This window comes from Qipengyuania mesophila (assembly GCF_019711655.1).
Taxonomy (GTDB): Bacteria; Pseudomonadota; Alphaproteobacteria; order Sphingomonadales; family Sphingomonadaceae; genus Qipengyuania; species Qipengyuania mesophila.
The window spans coordinates 1,285,732-1,303,837 of sequence record NZ_JAIGNU010000001.1; the positions used below are offsets into that span (position 1 = coordinate 1,285,732).

At 66.2% G+C, this 18,106-nt stretch carries 24 protein-coding genes; 6 read left to right on the forward strand and 18 right to left on the reverse strand.

Features of this window, described 5'->3' with window-relative positions:
• Nucleotides 1–33 precede the first annotated feature (33 nt).
• Both mutS and K3181_RS06365 read left to right on the forward strand, forming a co-directional pair.
• Nucleotides 34–2,658, forward strand: a complete 2,625-nt coding sequence (gene mutS / locus K3181_RS06360; protein WP_221601882.1) for a DNA mismatch repair protein MutS — start codon at nucleotides 34–36, stop codon at nucleotides 2,656–2,658.
• A 41-nt stretch (nucleotides 2,659–2,699) separates the two neighbouring features.
• Nucleotides 2,700–3,128, forward strand: coding sequence for a YidH family protein (locus K3181_RS06365; RefSeq protein ID WP_247714878.1), 429 nt, complete (start codon nucleotides 2,700–2,702; stop codon nucleotides 3,126–3,128).
• Here K3181_RS06365 and K3181_RS06370 read toward each other — a convergent pair whose 3' ends face one another.
• From K3181_RS06370 to gluQRS, 5 genes are all read right to left on the reverse strand, one after another.
• Entirely contained in the window at nucleotides 3,129–3,443 is a 315-nt protein-coding gene (locus tag K3181_RS06370) for a hypothetical protein (RefSeq protein WP_221601884.1), read from the reverse strand. It abuts the gene before it with no gap.
• Between the two features lie 209 nt (nucleotides 3,444–3,652).
• Nucleotides 3,653–4,525: a 3-hydroxyacyl-CoA dehydrogenase family protein gene (locus K3181_RS06375; RefSeq protein WP_221601885.1), complete on the reverse strand. Its 873-nt coding sequence runs from the start codon at nucleotides 4,523–4,525 to the stop codon at nucleotides 3,653–3,655.
• A 70-nt stretch (nucleotides 4,526–4,595) separates the two neighbouring features.
• Entirely contained in the window at nucleotides 4,596–5,174 is a 579-nt protein-coding gene (locus tag K3181_RS06380) for a cob(I)yrinic acid a,c-diamide adenosyltransferase (protein WP_221601888.1), read from the reverse strand.
• A gap of 4 nt (nucleotides 5,175–5,178) precedes the next feature.
• On the reverse strand, nucleotides 5,179–5,409 hold the full coding sequence (locus tag K3181_RS06385; protein WP_221601889.1) for an HIG1 domain-containing protein: 231 nt from the start codon (nucleotides 5,407–5,409) through the stop codon (nucleotides 5,179–5,181).
• A 13-nt stretch (nucleotides 5,410–5,422) separates the two neighbouring features.
• Nucleotides 5,423–6,253, reverse strand: coding sequence for a tRNA glutamyl-Q(34) synthetase GluQRS (gene gluQRS, locus K3181_RS06390; protein ID WP_221601905.1), 831 nt, complete (start codon nucleotides 6,251–6,253; stop codon nucleotides 5,423–5,425).
• A gap of 138 nt (nucleotides 6,254–6,391) precedes the next feature.
• On the opposite strand from gluQRS, the gene K3181_RS06395 reads away from it, so the two are divergent.
• Nucleotides 6,392–7,000 carry an HNH endonuclease gene (locus K3181_RS06395; protein WP_221601907.1) on the forward strand — a complete coding sequence of 203 codons (609 nt, stop codon included), beginning with the start codon at nucleotides 6,392–6,394 and terminating at the stop codon, nucleotides 6,998–7,000.
• A gap of 115 nt (nucleotides 7,001–7,115) precedes the next feature.
• On the forward strand, nucleotides 7,116–7,391 hold the full coding sequence (locus K3181_RS06400; RefSeq protein WP_221601909.1) for a hypothetical protein: 276 nt from the start codon (nucleotides 7,116–7,118) through the stop codon (nucleotides 7,389–7,391).
• Between the two features lie 19 nt (nucleotides 7,392–7,410).
• Here K3181_RS06400 and kynU read toward each other — a convergent pair whose 3' ends face one another.
• The 7 genes from kynU to dksA all read right to left on the reverse strand — a co-directional run bounded on the left by kynU (nucleotide 7,411) and on the right by dksA (nucleotide 12,969).
• Nucleotides 7,411–8,628: a kynureninase gene (gene kynU / locus K3181_RS06405; protein WP_221601911.1), complete on the reverse strand. Its 1,218-nt coding sequence runs from the start codon at nucleotides 8,626–8,628 to the stop codon at nucleotides 7,411–7,413.
• Complete coding sequence (gene kynB / locus K3181_RS06410; protein WP_221601920.1) at nucleotides 8,621–9,271, reverse strand: arylformamidase; 651 nt, start codon at nucleotides 9,269–9,271, stop codon at nucleotides 8,621–8,623. Before kynB ends, kynU begins: the two co-directional genes overlap by 8 nt.
• On the reverse strand, nucleotides 9,268–10,059 hold the full coding sequence (locus K3181_RS06415; RefSeq protein ID WP_221601922.1) for a tryptophan 2,3-dioxygenase: 792 nt from the start codon (nucleotides 10,057–10,059) through the stop codon (nucleotides 9,268–9,270). Before K3181_RS06415 ends, kynB begins: the two co-directional genes overlap by 4 nt.
• 36 nt (nucleotides 10,060–10,095) lie before the next feature.
• Complete coding sequence (locus K3181_RS06420) at nucleotides 10,096–10,485, reverse strand: DUF4112 domain-containing protein (RefSeq protein ID WP_247714879.1); 390 nt, start codon at nucleotides 10,483–10,485, stop codon at nucleotides 10,096–10,098.
• Nucleotides 10,486–10,530: 45 nt separating this feature from the next.
• Nucleotides 10,531–11,991, reverse strand: coding sequence for an ABC transporter substrate-binding protein (locus K3181_RS06425; RefSeq protein ID WP_221601927.1), 1,461 nt, complete (start codon nucleotides 11,989–11,991; stop codon nucleotides 10,531–10,533).
• 45 nt (nucleotides 11,992–12,036) lie between these two features.
• Nucleotides 12,037–12,420, reverse strand: coding sequence for a PilZ domain-containing protein (locus tag K3181_RS06430; RefSeq protein ID WP_247714880.1), 384 nt, complete (start codon nucleotides 12,418–12,420; stop codon nucleotides 12,037–12,039).
• Nucleotides 12,421–12,513: 93 nt separating this feature from the next.
• Complete coding sequence (gene dksA, locus K3181_RS06435) at nucleotides 12,514–12,969, reverse strand: RNA polymerase-binding protein DksA (protein ID WP_221601936.1); 456 nt, start codon at nucleotides 12,967–12,969, stop codon at nucleotides 12,514–12,516.
• Nucleotides 12,970–13,258: 289 nt separating this feature from the next.
• On the opposite strand from dksA, the gene K3181_RS06440 reads away from it, so the two are divergent.
• On the forward strand, nucleotides 13,259–13,588 hold the full coding sequence (locus tag K3181_RS06440; RefSeq protein ID WP_221602849.1) for an SEL1-like repeat protein: 330 nt from the start codon (nucleotides 13,259–13,261) through the stop codon (nucleotides 13,586–13,588).
• Here the strand turns inward: K3181_RS06440 and K3181_RS06445 are convergent.
• From K3181_RS06445 to K3181_RS06465, 5 genes are read right to left on the reverse strand one after another with little or no spacing between them, the layout of a single operon-like run.
• Nucleotides 13,585–14,721 carry a GNAT family N-acetyltransferase gene (locus tag K3181_RS06445; protein ID WP_221601938.1) on the reverse strand — a complete coding sequence of 379 codons (1,137 nt, stop codon included), beginning with the start codon at nucleotides 14,719–14,721 and terminating at the stop codon, nucleotides 13,585–13,587. The genes K3181_RS06440 and K3181_RS06445 overlap by 4 nt on opposite strands.
• Entirely contained in the window at nucleotides 14,718–15,488 is a 771-nt protein-coding gene (locus tag K3181_RS06450; protein ID WP_221601940.1) for a glycerophosphodiester phosphodiesterase family protein, read from the reverse strand. The genes K3181_RS06445 and K3181_RS06450 overlap by 4 nt, the downstream gene beginning before the upstream one ends.
• A complete protein-coding gene (locus K3181_RS06455) occupies nucleotides 15,463–15,918 on the reverse strand; it encodes a RidA family protein (protein ID WP_221601942.1) in 456 nt (151 codons plus the stop codon). Before K3181_RS06455 ends, K3181_RS06450 begins: the two co-directional genes overlap by 26 nt.
• Entirely contained in the window at nucleotides 15,915–16,544 is a 630-nt protein-coding gene (locus K3181_RS06460) for an HAD family hydrolase (protein ID WP_221601944.1), read from the reverse strand. The genes K3181_RS06455 and K3181_RS06460 overlap by 4 nt, the downstream gene beginning before the upstream one ends.
• On the reverse strand, nucleotides 16,541–16,777 hold the full coding sequence (locus K3181_RS06465) for a DUF3572 family protein (protein ID WP_345725453.1): 237 nt from the start codon (nucleotides 16,775–16,777) through the stop codon (nucleotides 16,541–16,543). Before K3181_RS06465 ends, K3181_RS06460 begins: the two co-directional genes overlap by 4 nt.
• A 100-nt stretch (nucleotides 16,778–16,877) precedes the next feature.
• Between K3181_RS06465 and K3181_RS06470 the strand changes: the two genes are divergently transcribed.
• On the forward strand, nucleotides 16,878–17,246 hold the full coding sequence (locus K3181_RS06470; RefSeq protein ID WP_221601946.1) for a response regulator: 369 nt from the start codon (nucleotides 16,878–16,880) through the stop codon (nucleotides 17,244–17,246).
• 106 nt (nucleotides 17,247–17,352) lie between these two features.
• Here the strand turns inward: K3181_RS06470 and K3181_RS06475 are convergent, their stop codons facing one another.
• Nucleotides 17,353–17,949, reverse strand: a complete 597-nt coding sequence (locus tag K3181_RS06475; protein WP_247714881.1) for a Pycsar system effector family protein — start codon at nucleotides 17,947–17,949, stop codon at nucleotides 17,353–17,355.
• Nucleotides 17,950–18,106: the final 157 nt, after the last annotated feature.

The following is an 18,106-nucleotide window of genomic DNA, read 5'->3' on the forward strand; positions in this document are numbered from 1 at the left end:
CGAATCGCCGCCGCGCTCGCTAGGCCCGGGGGCATGTCAGGCCAGCCCACCCCGATGATGCAGCAATATCTCGCCCTCAAGCGCGAGGCCGGCGACGCGCTGCTGTTCTACCGCATGGGCGACTTCTTCGAACTGTTCTTCGACGACGCGAAGACCGCCGCGGGCATTCTCGACATCGCACTGACCACGCGCGGCGAACATGGCGGCGAACCAGTGCCGATGTGCGGCGTCCCCGTCCATGCGGCGGAAGGCTACCTCGCACGCCTCATCAAGGGCGGTTGCCGCGTTGCGATCGCCGAGCAGACCGAAACGCCCGACGAAGCCAAGGCCCGCGCCAAGCGCGAGGGCACGCCCTCGTCCAAGGCGCTGGTGGCGCGCGACATCGTGCGCTTCGTCACCGCGGGCACGCTGACCGAAGAGGCGCTGCTCGAACCGCGACGGGCGAACCTGCTGGTGGCCGTGGCACCGCTGCGCGACGGCGTCGGGCTGGCTGCCTGCGACATTTCGACCGGGCGGATGGAGCTCGAGGAATGCGCTCCGCAAGCGCTCGACGCAGCGCTCGCGCGTCTCGGCGCGAGCGAAGTCGTGGCGCCCGAGGACTGGGATCAGTCGCTTGGTGAAGTGATCGCCCGCCCGCGCGCCGACTTTCGCAGCGAGGAGGGCGAAGCGCGGCTGAAGGCGATCCACGGCGTCGCCACGCTCGATGGACTCGGGAGCTTCACCCGGCCGATGCTGGCCGCGGCGGGCGGATTGATCGCCTATCTCGACCACGCCGGGCGCGGCAGCCTGCCCTTCCTCCTCCCACCGGTCGCGCGCGGCAGCGGCGCGCATCTGGCGATGGACGCGGCGACTCGCGCCAGTCTCGAAATCCTCGAGGCGCAGGGCGGCGGGCGCGCGGGCAGTCTGATCGCCTGCGTCGACCGCTGTGCCACCGGCGCGGGTGCGAGACAGCTGGCCGAGGACCTCTCGGCGCCGCTCGCCGACCGTTCCGCGATCGAGGAGCGGCTCGCCGGGGTCCAGCATTTCCATTCCGATCCCCTGTTGCGTGCCGACCTGCGCGGCGTTCTGCGGCAGGCGCCCGACATCGGCCGCGCGCTCGGAAGGCTCGTCGCCGGGCGCGGGTCTCCGCGCGATCTCGGCCAGATCCGCGATGGTCTCGCCGAGGGGCGACGCGTGCGCGAGATGCTCGCCGGCAGCGCCGACCTCCCCGCGCTGCTCCGCCGCGTGGGCGATGCGCTCGGCGGCCATGCCGCGCTGGTCGACCACCTCGCCCGCGCACTGGTGCCCTCGCCCCCGACCGAACGCAGCCAGGGCGGCTTCATCGCGGCGGGATACGACCATGCGCTCGACGCACTGCGCGAGACGAGCGGCAATGCACGCAAGGCGATCGCCGCGCTCGAGAGCAAGTATCGCGAGCAGACCGAAACGCCCTCGCTCAAGATCAAGCACAACAAGGTTCTCGGCTATTTCATCGAGGTGCCGGCCAAGCACGGCGACAAGCTGATGGCCGCCGACAGCGGCTTCACCCACCGTCAGACCATGGCCGGCGCGGTGCGGTTCAACTCGCTCGGCCTGCACGAGGAAGCGACGCGGATCGCCGAGGCGGGCGCGCATGCGCTGGCGGCGGAAGAGTCGCATTTCGAGGAGCTGGTCGGCGAGGTGGTTGCCGCGCGCGAGGCGATCGCCGCGACTGCCGCCGCGCTTGCCCGGATCGACGTCTGCGCGGCCCTCGCCGAACGCGCGGTCGAGGGCGACTGGGCACGACCCGAGATGCTCGACGAGCCCTGTCTCGAAGTCAGCGGCGGACGGCACCCTGTGGTCGAGCAGGCGCTGGCCAAGGGCGGCGAGCGCTTCGTCGCCAACGACTGCTCGCTCGGTAGCGACGACCGGCTGTGGCTGATCGGCGGCCCTAACATGGGCGGCAAGTCGACCTTCCTGCGGCAGAACGCGCTCATCCTCCTGCTCGCGCAGGCGGGCAGCTTCGTTCCCGCCACCTCGGCCCGCGTGGGCCTCGCCGATCGGCTGTTCAGCCGGGTGGGCGCTTCGGACAATCTGGCCCGCGGGCGTTCCACCTTCATGGTCGAGATGGTCGAGACCGCTGCGATCCTGAGCCAGGCGACGACACGCAGCTTCGTCATCCTCGACGAGGTCGGACGCGGAACCTCGACCTACGACGGCATGGCGCTCGCCTGGGCGGTGGTCGAGACGGTGCACGAGCAGCTCAAGTGCCGCTGCCTCTTCGCGACGCACTATCACGAACTCAGCCGCCTCGCCGAAACATGCGATGCGCTGAGCCTCCACCATGTCCGCGCGCGCGAATGGAAGGGCGATCTGGTGCTGCTGCACGAGCTGGCCAAGGGCGCGGCCGACCGCAGCTACGGCCTTTCGGTGGCCAAGCTGGCGGGCGTCCCCGCCCCGGTCATCCGCCGCGCCAAGGCGGTGCTCGACAAGCTCGAAAAGGGTCGCGAGGCGACCGGCGGGCTCGGCGCGGGTCTGGGCGAATTGCCGCTCTTCGCGGTCTCCGCGCAGGCGCAGGAGGAAGAGCCCGACCAGCTGCGCAGCGCGCTGGATGCGCTCGACATCGACGCGCTCTCGCCGCGCGAGGCGCTCGACATGCTCTACGCGCTCAAGGCGCAGGCAAAGGCGGACGAACGCTAGGACGCCTTTCGTCGGGGTTGAACCGGATACCGGCTTCGCGCATGGATGGAGCCATGGCGCAGGACGATCCTCCCAGCGACAGCGATGTCGACAAGTCGACCCATTGGGCCGAACTGCGCACCGATCTTGCCGAGGATCGCAACATCATGGCGATGGAGCGCACCTTCGCCGGATGGATGCGCACCGCCTTCGCCGCGATCGGTATCGGGCTCGGCTTCAAGGCGGTGTTCGGCGCCTTCGACCCGCCCTGGCTCGCGAAGGCCATCGCTACGGTGTTCATTCTCGCCGGGGGCTGGCTGGCGATCACCGCACAGCGCCGCGCTTGTCACACCATGGCCAAGCTCGATGCGCATCGCTTCGAGGCCGTCTCGACCCCGAACTTCCGCCTTCTTGCCTATGCGGTGGCCGCCGGCGCGGTGATCCTGACCGCGGGCCTGTGGATCCTCAACGACGGCAGCCTGGTGCGCTGATCAGCTGCCGTCGGATGGCAGATCGGGATCGACCTTCGCGTCCTTGCCGTACTTGTCCTCGTTGTCGTCGTGATTGTCCTCGCCGCGATAGGCGGACATGTCGACGCGACCCGAACTTTCCATGTCGCGCATGTGATCGATCGTATCCTGCGTCGAATCGCCCATCAGGCCGGACGTGTTGTCGCCCTTTTCGCTGTCGGTCGGGCTGTCCGGCGTCTCGTGCCGGGCATCCTCGGACACGGTCTGCGCCTGGCTGCGCTCGTCGTCCTGCTCGTCGTTATGCGTTTCGGGCGGGAGGGTATCCGAGGTGCTCATGCAGTATCTCCTTTGCTGGAGAAACGATGGGTACGCCGGGAGAGTTCCTTGCTTGTTGCGTGCGTGAAGCGCCTCCGCGCTTCCCCTTCGGCTGCACCGGCTCACTCCCCCACCCGGCCACCCACGGCACCGTATCTTATGGGTGGCCGGGTGGGGGCGTGGGCTGGGGCAGAAAGGTCAGGACGGAGGTCCCGACCGCAAGCGACAAACTACCGCGTAGCCACCGGTTCCTCGCCCGAATAATCGTAGAAGCCGCGCCCGGTCTTGCGGCCGAGCCAGCCGGCCTCGACATATTTCACCAGCAGCGGCGCGGGGCGGTACTTGGCGTCGCGGGTGGTCTTGTAGAGCACCATGATGATGTCGAGACAGGTATCGAGTCCGACGAAATCGGCCAGCTGGAGCGGTCCCATCGGGTGGTTGAGACCGAGCCGGCAGCCCTTGTCGATATCCTCGATATCCGCGGTCGACTGGCCGAGCACGAAGATCGCCTCGTTGATCATCGGCAGGAGGATGCGATTGACGACGAAGCCCGGCTCGTCCTGGCTGAGAACCACTTCCTTGCCCAGGCTTTCCGCAAAGGCGGTGGTGCGGTCGGTGGTCGCCTGCGCGGTGGCGAGGCCGGGGATCACCTCGATCAACTTCATCACCGGCACCGGATTGAAGAAATGCAGCCCGATGAAGCGCGCCGGATCGGGCGCGTAATTGGCCATGCGGGTGATCGGGATCGAGCTGGTGTTCGAAGCCATGATCGCATCGGTCGCGAGGAATTCCCCCGCCTTCTCGAAGATCGCCTGCTTGATCGCTTCCTTTTCGGTCGCCGCCTCGATGATCAGGCCGGCATCCTTCATCGGCGAATAGTCGGCGATCGGCGTGATCCGCTTCAGCGTCGCTTCGGCATCGGTGATCTCGATCTTGCCCTTGCCGACGAGCTTGCCCAGCGCCTTGTCGATTCCGGCATGCGCCTTCTGGGCTACGTCGAGACTGACATCGGCCAGCAGCACGTCCATGCCGTGCGCGGCCACGGTCTGCGCGATCCCCGAGCCCATCTGGCCCGCGCCGATGATGGCGACCGTCGTGTTCATCGAAATTCCCTTCGCATATGCAGCAAAGCGCGCGGTCTAGCGAAGGGAGGGGGCGCTGGCTAGCGGCGCGTCAGCGATTGGCCCCCGGAACCCAGGTCACATCCCCCCGCCCCTCGTCATTGGCGACGCGGGCGAGCACGAAAAGGTAGTCGGACAGGCGGTTGATATAGGCCAGCGCCTGCGGGTTGGTGGGCACCTCGGCCGCCATCGCGGTCATCGCGCGCTCGGCGCGGCGCGCGGCGGCACGGGCGACATGGAGCCGAGCCGCCGCCTCGCTGCCGCCGGGCAGCACGAAACTGGTCAGCGGTTCGAGCAGGGCGTTGGCCGCGTCGATGGCACCCTCGAGCCATGCGACCTGCGCCGACACCGTGCGCAGGACCATGTCCGAGGGAGAGAAATCGTCACCCTCGCCGACCGGCGTCGCCAGGTCGGCGCCGAGATCGAACAAATCGTTCTGGATGCGATACAGCGGCTCGGCGAACTGGCCGTCTGCCAGCGCGACCGCCGCCAGGCCGAGGGCGGAATTCGCCTCGTCCACCGCGCCGATCGCCTCCATCCGCGCGGCATGCTTGGGCAGGCGCGATCCGTCGACGAGGCCAGTGGTCCCGTCGTCGCCGGTACGGGTGTAGATCTTGTTGAGCTTGACCAAGGGCCTAGTTCGCGATGGCGAGGATCACCGCGACCACGACGATCGCCAGCGCCTGGTACTTGATGCGGTTGAACATCATCTTGTTCTGCAGGAGCTGCATCTCGGTCGCGTCCTGCTGCTCGCCGCCCTCGAGGTCTATCTTGGTGCTCTTGAGGAAGGCCACGATCCCGCGGATTAGCGAGGCGACCACGAGGACCATGAGAATGACGAGGAGGATAGTAAGGAAGGCTGTCATAACGCTGTCCGATCTAGGCGCTCGCGAGCGAAATGCCAGCAGGAAACTTGCGCAAGCGAAGTTGCTCGGCAAGCAACAGGCCGTTTTCGCCGCCCCGCCGCCGGTCGGCCAAAGACGGTGAACCGCGGCGCTTGGCGAGCTTCTGGCCGCTGTCGTCGAGCAGCAGGCCGTGATGGTGCCAGCGCGGCACCGGCAGGCCGAGTAGCGCCTGAAGCAGGCGGTGGATCGATGTCGCGGGAAACAGGTCGTACCCGCGCGTGACCAGCGTGACCCCGTCCGCCGCATCGTCGAGCGTCGCGGCGAGGTGATAGCTTGCGGGTGCATCCTTGCGGACGATCACCACGTCGCCCGCTTCGCGCGGATCGGCAAGCTGGCGCCCGGCCAGCGCGTCGTCCCAGGATAGCTCTCCGCAATCGGCCATGGCGCGATCCACGTCGAGCCGCAACGCGGCGGGCTTGTCCGGATCGAGCAGGCGACCCTTGCAGGTACCCGGATAGACCACCCCCTGCGAGCCGAGCCGAGGCTCGAGCGCTTCGATCTCGGCACGGGTACAGGTGCAGGGATAGAGATAGCCGCGTTCAAGCAGCTCGTGCGCCGCCGCCTCGTAGCTCGCCAGCCGGATCGACTGCGCAGGGACTTCCTCCCATTCGAGCCCGAGCCATTCGAGGTCTCGCCGGAACTCCTCCGCCAGTTCGGGGCGCGAGCGCGGCCCGTCGATATCCTCGATCCGGAGCAGGAACCGCCCCCCCGTCTCCCTTGCGAGATCATGTGCGACCACCGCCGAATAGGCATGGCCGAGATGCAGCGACCCGTTGGGGCTGGGGGCGAAGCGGGTGACGATCACGTGACTGTGTAGCTCCGGTTACGCTGTTGCCCCGGTGCAACCCGGTGGAAGGCCTGTGGATAGGCTGTCTGTAACAGTCTTGACCCTTTCCCGTGCAAGTGCATTTCTCATCCCAAGAGATCGGGAGGGACGCACACCGTGTTCAAGGCCGAACTGCTGGAACGGGCCGCGAGGTTCCGAAGTACCGAGGAAGACCCGACGCGCAATTTGCAGTCGTGTCCTTCCCTCGTCCTCAATGCCGATTACACCCCGCTTTCCTATTACCCCCTGAGCCTCTGGCCGTGGCAGACCGCGATCAAGGCCATCTTCCTCGACCGGGTCGACGTGATCGCGACCTACGACCGCGAGGTCCACTCCCCGTCCCTCGACATGAAGATCCCCAGCGTGATCGCGCTGAAGCAATATGTGAAGCCGAGCGAATTTCCCGCCTTCACGCGCTTCAACGTCTTCCTGCGCGACCGCTTCAGCTGCCAGTTCTGCGGCGACATGCACAACCTCACCTTCGACCACGTCGTCCCGCGCCGGCTGGGCGGCAAGACCACGTGGGAGAACATCGCCACCGCCTGCGCGCCCTGCAATATGAAGAAGGGCGGCCGCACGCCGAAGCAGGCCGGGATGCACCTCTACGCCGAGCCGATCCGCCCAACGCACTGGCAGCTGCAGCAGCACGGCAAGATGTTCCCGCCGAACTACCTCCACGAAACCTGGCGCGACTGGCTCTATTGGGACATCGAGCTCGAAGAATAGGTCAAACCAAACGGGCTCGAAGTAGCGGGCCCTCAACTATCGCCTATTTACCGATCTGCATTTGCCTTCTATCTTTCGGTCGGCGCCATGTTCGGCGCGAGGGACGCCAGAAATCATGAACAGACTTCTTATCACCAGCCTGTTGCCGCTGGCAGCAGTCTTGGGCGGCTGCGTATCGACGGGCTACTATCAAGCAGGTAACAAGCTCGCCGATCTGTGCGAGTCAAACGGACCCGACACGCGCATCGCGTCGCCCACGGCGGAATCGCAGGGCGGGATGTTCGGGAATGTGATCGTGAGCGGCGATTGCGTATCCCCCGGCGACGAGGGTTACGACGAAGCGATGACCATCGAGGAATATCGCGCCAGCATCGGCAAGAAGCCAACCTGACCGGTCAACAGCCGACAGCTTAGGTTACCGCCGCCCGTTCGCGGAATTCGTCGCGCTGCCATTCGCCGCTTTCCAGCACCTCCGCGAAATGCCGCGCGGCTTCGGCCATGTCCTCGAAGCGCAGGTAGGCGGGGGCGAAGCCGAAGCGCAGGATGTCGGGATCGCGGAAATCGCCGATCACTCCGCGCGCGATCAGTGCTTGGCAGATCGCGTAGGCGTCCGGATGGCGAAAGGAGAGCTGGCTGCCGCATTGATCGGGCTCGGTCGGACTGACAAGGTCGAGGTCGACCCCGCGTTCGGACAGGCACTGGCGGAAGAATTCGGACAGCGCCTGCGACTTCGCATAGAGCCGCTCGACACCGATTTCGGCGACAAGGTCGACACCCACTTCGAGCGCTGCGAGGCCGAGGATCGGCGGGGTGCCGCAGAGCACCTGCTCGATACCCGGAGCGGGGGCGTAATCGTCGCTGAAGGCAAAGGGCGCTGCATGCCCCATCCACCCGGTCAGCGGTTGTTGCGCGGCGGCGAGGTGGCGTTCGGCGACGAAGGCATAGGCCGGCGCACCCGGCCCGCCGTTGAGATACTTGTACCCGCAGCCCACCGCGAAATCGGCCTCGCAGGCGTCGAGGTCGACCGGCAGCGCGCCGCCCGAATGCGACAGGTCCCACAGCACCAGCGCGCCCTTCTCGTGCGCGGCCTTCGTCAGCGCCGCCATGTCGAATATAGCGCCCGACTTGTAATGCACATGCGTCAGCATCAGCAGTGCGACATCCTCGTCGAGCGCCTCGGCAATGCGCTCGCGCGGAGCCAGCCGCCTGGTGGCTAGCCCCTGCTTTTCGAGCCCATCGACCATGTAGAGATCGGTCGGGAAATTGCCCGGCTCGCTCAGCACGACCTTGCGCCCGGGACGCATCGCCAGGGCAGCGCTGATCAGCTTGAACAGGTTCACGCTGGTGGAATCGCAGGCGATGACTTCATCGGGCTGCGCTCCGATCAGCGGCGCGATCTTGGCGCCGATCCGTGTCGGAAGCTCGATCCATCCGGCGGCATTCCAGCTGCGAATAAGACCCTCGCCCCATTCCTCGCGCACCACCTGCTCCAGTCGCCCGGGCGTCGCCTTGGGCAGGCAACCCAGGGAGTTTCCGTCGAGGTAAATGACGCCCTCGGGTACGCTGAACCGCTCGCGGTAATCCTTCAGCGGATCACCCGCGTCGAGGATTCGCGCGCGTTCAAGCATCGGGCAGTTCCCTGAGGATCGCCCGGCACAACCCCGCATCGCCGCCGGCGATCTTGAGCGGCAACGCGATCAGTTCGTAGCGCCCTTCCGGAACGCCATCGAGCACCAGCCCTTCGAGGATGCGCATGTCGTGTTCGAGTACCGCCTTGTGCGCGTCCATCGTCTTCGATTCCTGGGGATCGACCGAGGGCGCATCGGTGCCAACCAGCTTCACTCCCTGCAGCGCGAGCCACTTGATCGTCTCGGCATCGATGGCGGTGAAACCGCTGTCCCACTGGGCATGCGGGAAGGTTTCGAAGGTCCGGAACAGCACGCGGTCGGCGCTGCCCAGATGCGGCAGGTCGCCCACCGAGATGCTGCCTCCGCTCACCCCCGTGGCATCGACCACCAGACATTCGCCGATATAGGGATCGAGCTCGACGCTCGCGATATCGGGCGCGGTCTCGGAATAGTGGAGCGGCGCATCGCCATGCGTGCCCGAATGGGTCGACATGGTCATCCGCCCGACATTGACCGGCGAGCCGTCTTCCATTTTCCATGTCCGCTCGAAAGCGAATGCGGTATCGCCCGGCCAGACCGGCAGGCCGGGGCGCAATGTCTGGGAGATGTCCCAGATGCGCCGCTGCGAGCGCCACGAACTCACAGCGCGGTCCTCACGCTCAACAGTTCGGGGAAGAAGGCCGCCTTCAGCACGCCCGCAAGGTAGGGCACACCGGGCGTTCCGCCGGTGCCCTTCTTGAAGCCGATGATCCGCTCCACCGTCTTGAGATGACCGAAGCGCCAGCGCTGGAAATGATACTCGAGATCGACCAGCTTCTCGGCCAGTTCGTAGAGGTCCCAATATTCCCTGGGATCACGGTAGATCTCGGCCCAGGCCGCCTCGACCTCGGGCGAATGCGCCCAGGGTTCGCCGACCGGGCGCTCGAGCACCTCGTCCGGAATCGCGAAGCCGCGCCGCGCGAGGAGGGCGACCGCCTCGGCATAGATCGACTTGCGTGCCAGTTCCTCGCGCAATTCGGCAGCCACCTCGGGAGTCGCCTCGTGCATGGTCACCATGTCGGGCTTGCGCCCGCCGAGGAGGAATTCCATCATCCGGTACTGCGCGCTCTGGAAGCCGCTCGACCCGCCGAGATGCGGGCGGATGGTCGAATAATCGTGCGGGGTCATCGTGCTGAGCACGTCCCAGCTCTGGATCAGCTGTCCCTGCGCGCGCGCCACGCGGGCGAGCATCTTGAAGCTGGGGCGGAGCCGGTCCTGCCGGATGCACTCGCGCGCTTCGAACAGCTCGTGCAAGCACAGCTTGAGCCACAGCTCGCTGGCCTGGTGAACGATGATGAACAGCATCTCGTCATGCGCATCGGAAGCCGGGTGCTGCGCCGCGAGAATGCGGTCGAGGTCGAGATAGCTCGAATAGGTAACGTCGGAAGCCATGCGCGCTGCCCTAGCGCGCATTGGTGACGGATGAAACTACCCCTCGATCACCATTGTGTGCGGGTGATGCTTGTCGAGATGCGCCTTCACGATGCGCAGGTTCTTGGTGTTCGAGCGATAGACCATGTCGAAGGCGTCGCCGACGATCGGAACCGCACCGACGGCGCTGTCGATCGCGACATTGCCCAGCATGCGCCACAGCTTCCAGCGCGGCAGGCCGAGGTTCTTCGCTTCCCATACGATGAAGGCGGCAAGCCCGGCTGCGATGAAGTCGCCGAGCACAGGGACGAAACCGATGATCGTGTCGAGACCGATGGGAAACTTCGTGCCCGGCACCACCAGGCTGCGTTCAAGCACATATTCCATCGCCTCGATGCGCTTCCGGATCGAGACCGGGTCGGTCCCGGTCGGGAGTTCGATTCCCATGGGCAACGGGCGGACGCGGGGGCGGTCGGGGTTCTCCATCGCAACCTAGATGGGGGCCCCGGACAGCGGGAACAAGGGATGGATGTTCCACGGATTTTCGCTGAATGCCTCGATATCGGCGCGGACCAGCGACCAGCGGATCGGTGCGCCGAGCGGAATATAGAGATTGGTCGCGAGCAGCGAATTTTCCGCTTCGAGTAGGTAGGAGGATTCTTCCGTGGCATCGCGCGAGTCCAACGCCAGCGACACGAGATAGTCCGCATCTTCGCTACACTGGACCTGGTCGACGGCACAGTTGAACTGGTTGAGAAACCAGCGCGGCGAGGCGTAACGTGCGACCCTGTCGCGCAGCGCGAGATCGGCTTCGGAGAGCATGAGCGCCCGCGTCGCCGACACGCCGATCGCGGCAAAATTCTCGGCCAGGCCATCGAACAACAGGTCGGAACCCGGCCCGGGCGGAAGGTAGAGCCGCACCTTGGGTTCGCGCCCCGAACCCGCCCGCCACTGCGCAACCCGCTGGCGTGCGGCGCTGCGGCGCTGCTCGAGCGAGAGCGAGCCCCAGCGCTCCTCGGTGGGATTGGCAGCACTCGCCAGTGCGGTCGGCACGATCCGGGTCGATGCCAGCCAGCCTCCGATGTTGAAGGGCTGCATCAGGGCCTCGCGGTCGATTGCCATGGCCAGCGCCTCGCGATTCTCGGTTACGCCGAGAAAGCCGGAGGGCTTGCGTACATCGAGGCCGAACAGGCCGATCGCCGCGTCGAGTCGGACATTGCCGCGCGAGAGCGGTCCGGTGCTGGCCAGCGGCAAGCTCGACAGCCTGCCGCCGAGGACCAGGTCGAAGCGGCCCTGCGCAAAACCGCCGGTGGCCTCCGGGGCAGAGACCGCGTGGAGGCGGACCATGCGGACGACGTCGTCCCAGCCGGGCTGCTCGGGCAGGCCGCGCTGTTCGGGCGGGAGCGGCGTCAGGACGAGTCCGTCATCGCCAACCGCTCGGTTCATGAGCCTGGCCCCGTCACCGGCCAGATCGATGCCCAACTCGGGTTGCGCCAGCAGTTGGAGAAAGTCGGGCATGGGGCTGGTCAGCCGGATTTCGATCACCCGACCCGTCATCGCCCGCACATCGCGGACCTTGGCGAGGTCGAGCCCGAGCGAGGTACCGCGGAGCTGCCGCAGCCGCCGCTGCAACGCCTCGCGTACCGCCTGGGCGGTCAGGCGCTTGCCGTCGGGAAGGTCGAATTCGTTGATCCGGAAGATGTAGCTCGCACCGCCGTCGGTGACGATCCAGCGCTCCGCAACGCCAGGTACCACCACCCCGTTCGAATCGAGCCGGACCAGCCCGGTGGAGAGCGCCGCGCGGACATGCTGGCCGGCAGGCCCCAACCGGACGCCCTCGGCCGAAAGATCTTCGGGAGCGGCGATGAAGGCAACATCGACGACCCCATCGTCGGAACCGACGCTGCAGGCAGCGAGAAACACGGGCAGGAAGGCGAGAAGCCACGATCGCATGATGCGCGGATTAGCAGCCGGCGCGCCCCGCGTCAGCCGATCAAATCAGAGTTTGCGAATACGGCGCTCGTCATCGGAAAAGGTCGATGCGGCCGAAGTCGAGCGCACATAGTGCGGAATCTCCGCCGTGCTGCCCACGGGTGCCCGCACGACCTTGGGGTCGATATCCTTCTCGAAGGCCACGCCGAAGCGATTGTCCTGCGCCCAGGCCACGCTGCCCTTGACGGTGCCGACATTGCGCAGCTCGATCTCGAGCCGGTCGCCCCGCGATGCGGCAACCTCGCTGGTTTCGGCCATCATGCCGCCCGCGGAAAGATTGCGCACCTTCACGCGGTACGTCTTGGCCTGACCTGCGAACGTCAGCTGGGCGAACAGGAACAGGCTGTCGCGCGCAACATTGCGAGTGTCGACCGAAGACATGGCGTTCATCGTATCCCTATGCGGTACTCGGGCCCGGTCCGCGGCGGATCCGGGACCGGCCATACCCTAGGGACGAGACCTAAATAATGTCTTAGCGAATGCTCAATCGTCGCGCGAAATCTTCTCGCGGCGCTCATGCGCTTCCTGGGCCTCGACGGTCATCGTGGCGACCGGACGGGCGATCAGCCGCTTGAGCCCGATCGGATCGCCGGTCACTTCGCACCAGCCGTATTCGCCCTTGTCGATCCGGCGCAGCGCGGAATCGATCTTGGCGATCAGCTTGCGCTGGCGATCGCGCGTACGCAATTCGATGCCCCAGTCGGTTTCCGAGGACGCGCGGTCGTTAAGGTCGGGTTCGCGGATCGGGCCGTCCTGCAGCGACTGCAGGGTCTGTCCGGCGGCGTCGTGGATCGATTTCTTCCAGTCGAGCAGCAGCATGCGGAAGTAATCCTGCTGACGCTCGTTCATATATTCTTCGGAGTCGTCGGGAACGTAGTCGTCGCCCACAGCGGCGCGGGCCGCCGCGAGTTTTGCCTTATCGTTTGCCACAGAGGCCATTGAGGACCCTCTCACCCTGGTCGAAGTCAGACATCGGACCACCGTCTCCCGCTAAAGCCCGGATTTTTCCGGCGCCCCGAATGACCCGTTTGGCGCGTGCCTATAGGGAAGCCTCCCCGAGGGCACAAGCGCCAATCCGACGAGGCGTTGAGATGCCCACCGGCGGTGGAAATGCCAGCGCGTCGAGGGTGTTAAAAGAAATTGCCTTCGCGTTAACCATTTCTTGACCACGATCTTGGCAGTTATTCTTTGTCCGGTAGAGAATGCCGGTCGCTTGGGGGGAATGACCATGCAGCTTACCGGTATCGAAGGGGGCCACGGCAGGATCATCCAGGGCGAGGAAGCCGCGGCGCTGGTCGCCGAATGCCTCGCCAAGTACGAACGCGGCAGCGTCGATGCGCTCTTCGCGCTAGGAGTCGCGTTCTCGACCGGCAGCCACGGAACGGTGTGCGACCTGATCGAGGCGCACAAATGGTTCAATATCGCCGCATCCAAGGGCCACGAGGAAGCGAGCTGGTGCCGCGCCGACATTTCGGAGGAAATGACTGCCCGCGAAATCGCCGAAGCCCAGCGCCGCGCGCGCGAATGGCTGGCCGAAGGTCGCCGCGCCGCCGCCTAGGTTTTCCGGAACGGCATCCGCGCCGCGAGATAGTTGCGATCGGCCGCCACTCCGGCGCGTTCGCGCTCGAGGAAATCGGCCACCGCCTCGCGAAACCCGGGATCGGCGATCCAATGCGCCGACACCGTCTCCACCGGTTCATAGCCGCGGGCGAGCTTGTGGCCGCCCTGCGCCCCGGCCTCGACCCGATCGAGGCCCAGTTCGATCGCCGCGTCGATCGCCTGATAATAGCACAGTTCGAAATGCAGGAAGCGCACCTCGCGCGTGCAGCCCCAGTAGCGCCCGTAAAGCGCGTCGCCGCCCACGAAGTTGAGCGCGCCGGCGATCGGCTCGCCCTCCTGCAGCGCCAGCACCAGCAGGATCTTCTCGCCCATCCGCTCGCCGAACAGGTCGAAGGCTTCGCGGGTCAGATAGGGATGCCCCCATTTCCGCGCGCCGGTGTCCTGGTAGAAGGTCCAGAAGGCATCCCAGTGCTCGGGAAGGATGGCCTCGCCGCGCAGGCGGAGGATCTCGACTTCGGCCTGCGCCGCGGCGCGTTCCTTGCGCAGATCCTTGCGCTTGCGCGAGGCGAGCGTGGCGAGGAAATCGTCGAAATCGGCGAAGCCGCGATTGTGCCAGTGGAACTGGATGTCGCTGCGCAGCATCCACCCCGCATCCTCGAACTGCGCCTGCTGCGCGGGCTCGATGAAAGTCGCATGCGCCGAAGAGAAACGGTTCTGGAGGCACAATTGCTCGGCCGCGGCGAGCAGCGGCGCGGCATAGGCGGGATCCGACAGCAGCAGGCGCGGCCCCGTGGCGGGGGTGAAGGGCGCCGCGATCTGGAGCTTGGGGTAATAGCGTCCCCCTGCGCGCTCATAGGCGTCGGCCCAGCTGTGGTCGAAGACATATTCGCCCTGGCTGTGTCCCTTGAGATAGGCAGGCATGGCCGCGAGCAGCGGGCCGCCCTCCTCGCTGATGACGAGCGGGGTCGGTTGCCAGCCGGTGCTCGGCCCGACGCTGCCCGAATCCTCGAGCGCGGTGAGGAATTCGTGGCTGACGAAGGGATTGTCGGAACCCGCCAGTGCGTTCCACTGGTCACGGTCGAAGGCGCCGACCGAGCCGCCGACGCGCGCGGCAAGGCCGCCGTCACTCATGGTAGCCCCACGCCTTCGGCGATCGGCGCATCGGCATAATCCGCAGCAACGGCCCTGGTCTCGGGCGAATTCACCGTCCAGGTCAGCACCGGCAGGCCGGCTTCGCGCAGGCCGGCGACCATCGGATTGGGCAGGGCGGCGACATGATAGGCGAGGAATTCGGGTCGCGCGATCCACAGCGCGAGATGCCGCTGCCACGGTTGCTGCGTGTAACCATGCTCGTCCTCGCGCATCACGAGCCCGCACACCGTCTGCGGCGAATGCCGGCGAAACCAGCGCGCGACGCGCGGGTCGAAGCTCATCACGGCATGACGCCCCTCATAGCCGTGCAGGGCCTGGGCGACGCATTCACAACTCCGCTCGACATCATAGCCGCGCCGCGACTTGATCTCGATCAGCAGGGGGACTTGCCCCGCGACCATGGCGAGTAAATCCGCGAGCGCAATCGGGGCCTCTTCGCCTTCGAGATAGCTCAGCGTCGCCCATTCGGCGGCGGTCAGCGCCGCGGCCTTCTCAGGGCGGCCGATCAGGCGGGTGAAGTCCCAGTCGTGGAACACCATGGGGCGGTCGTCGCGGCTGCGCTGGATATCGCATTCGATACCCAGCCCCGCCTCGAGCGCGGCCCGGAAGGCGCCGCGCGAATTCTCGACCCGGCCATTCCCGTGGAGCCCGCGATGGGCAAAGGTCCATTGCCGCAGCCAGCCGACCCGCTCAGGGTCGGGCCGGGCCGCGAAAAGCCGGTCAAGCCTTGAGAGCAATGACCGCATCGACCTCGACAGCGGCGTTGAGCGGGAGGACCGGCACCCCCACCGCGCTGCGCGCATGCTTTCCGGCGTCGCCGAAGACCTCGACCATCAGGTCCGAAGCGCCATTGGCGACCTTGGGCTGGTCGGTGAAGTCCGGGGTCGAGGCGACGAAGCCGCCGAGCTTGACCACATGCGAGACGCGTTCGAGCAGTCCGGCGGCCTCGAGCTGTGCGAGGATCATCAGTCCGCAGGCGCGCGCGGCCTGCTGGCCCTGTTCCAAGCTGACACCATCGCCGAGCTTGCCGGTGACGAGTTCGCCGTCGACGAAGGGCAGCTGGCCCGAGACATAGGCGGTGTGGCCGTCGACCACGACGGGGACGTAGCTGGCGACGGGCGCGGCCGCCTTGGGAAGCTCGATGCCGTGCGCGCGCAGGCGGTCGTGGATGCTCATGTTGTTTCCTTTTCGAGTTCGCCCAGCAGCCACGGCAGCGCTTCGTCCCAGCTGTCGATCCGCGCATCGGCATGGCCCGAGCTATGCGCGCAATCGATATGCGGGGCGAGCAGGGGTTCGCCGCAGAGGTGGAGCGTGGTGATGGTGCCGACGGTCTCGCGCGCCGAGCGGTGATGCTGCGCGAGGTCGTCGATGAAGATCGCCTTGGAGGGATTGTATTCGTCGATGATCGACTGCAGCGCCGGCCCCTTGGGCCCCTGGTTGGTGAAGACGCGCGCGTCGAGCCCGTGGTCGAGCAGCTGGGCCTTGCGCATCTCCTGCCGCTTGTCGACGAGGTTGGTGAGGATCACGACATCGGCATGGTCGCGCAGCGCGGCGATCCCCTCGATTGCCCCGGGGATCGGCGACTGGCGGTGCATCTCGGTGTCGAAGAAACCGCCGAGCATGCGCCAGATCTCCTCGGGCGCGAGATAGTCGCCGCTGTCCCGCCAGCGCAGTGCCTTGGAAAAATCGTTACCTTCCATGCGGAACTCGACACCCTGCGTCTCGCCCAGCCAGTCGCGGAAAGGCGTGACCATGTAGAGCAGCACCTCGTCGCAATCGGAGATGATCAACGGACGACTCATTGCGACAGCTCCCGGGCGGCGGCCACGAGAATGGCGGGGGTGGTGTCCAGCGCATCGGCGGCAAGGACGAGGTCGGGTTCGTGATTGGCGAGAAATTCGAGCACTGCCGCCTGAACGCCGCGATCGCTCAACCCGTTCCGCAGCCGCTCGGGCGTCAGGCCGGTGAGCGACAGCAGCCGTTCGGCGCGCGTGTCGTCGGCCAGCGCCCAGCCGAGCGCTTCGAGCGCCAGCACCTCGGCTGGCCGCGTTTCACCTGGCTGTGGTTCGCGAATAATTGTCAGCGCTCCCGCTTTTGCATAAGGCCCCCTCGCATTCGCAGGGAGTTCGGGCCAAGTGGCAAAGAGAATCCTCGTTGTCGAGGACAACGATCTCAATCGTAAGCTGTTCTGTGACGTGCTGAAGGCGAACGGCTTCGAAGTCGTGCCCGTGGCCGACGGACAGAACGTGCTCGCCACCGCCAAGCGATTCGCGCCCGACCTCGTGATCATGGACATCCAGCTGCCCAATGTCAGCGGGATCGACCTGATCGCGGAGCTCAAGGCAAAACCCGATCTGGCGGCCGTGCCCGTCCTCGCGGTGACCGCCTATGCGGGCAAGGGCGACGAGGAACGGATCAGGGATGCCGGCGCGGCCGACTATCTCGCCAAGCCGGTCTCGATCGGGCCGTTCATGGCGGCGGTGCGCGCGTTGCTGCAGGATTGAGGGGTTTCTTGTTCGATGCGCAAGCGACCTGCGTCGCTAGCTTGCAGTTGTTCGGTCCCAAGGGCCGGACGGATGACCGGTCCGCACGCATCAAGAACCAAACAAACTAATCCGCCATCACCATCTCGATGGCGAAGACCGCCAGGGTCACGAACAGGCCGAACATGAAGACCTTGTAGGCGAGCGCGAGGAAGCGGTATTTCTTGCCCGCGAGCACCTGGCCGTTCTGGTACATGTCGTGCGCCATGGTCTCGAACACGGTGCGGTCGGTTTCGAGCCGCTCGAGCAAATCCTCGGTCCATTCCTCCTCGTCCATCCAGGTATAATGGCCGAAGAACAGGAGGTTGCGGTTCTTCGCCTTGCCGTCGGGCCGACCGACCTTGGGCAGCACCGCCATCACCGCGCAGAGCGAGCTGGCGAAGGAGAAGCTGGCGAGGATCATCAGCGAGACCGGCATCTGCCCGGTCAGCGCGCGGCTGACCGAGAGCGAGAAGACGAGGAAGGTCGCGCCGAGCAGGATCGAGGCCTTCTGGTCGGCCATCTGCGACAGCTTGAGCGTGCTCATCTGCGCGGTGCGCATCAGATGGATCGCGTGATTGGAATAGGTGGCCTCGCGCCGCGGCGCCGAGGCGGCGGGCGGCTCGCCGTCATTCGCAGCGCGCGCTGCGGCCGATGCGGATTGCGGTCTCGCTGAATCGCTCATCGTTTTCCCCTGATCGAACAGACGATTGCGACTTTTCCCCGAGCTTGCCATTGCGGCTCGCGCTTGACAAGCACCGCCACAAGCCGCTTTGCGACGGCATATTTATCGCGCGAGCGCCCATAGCGGGCCTGCGCCAGCACAGGATTGGAAAGCCCCG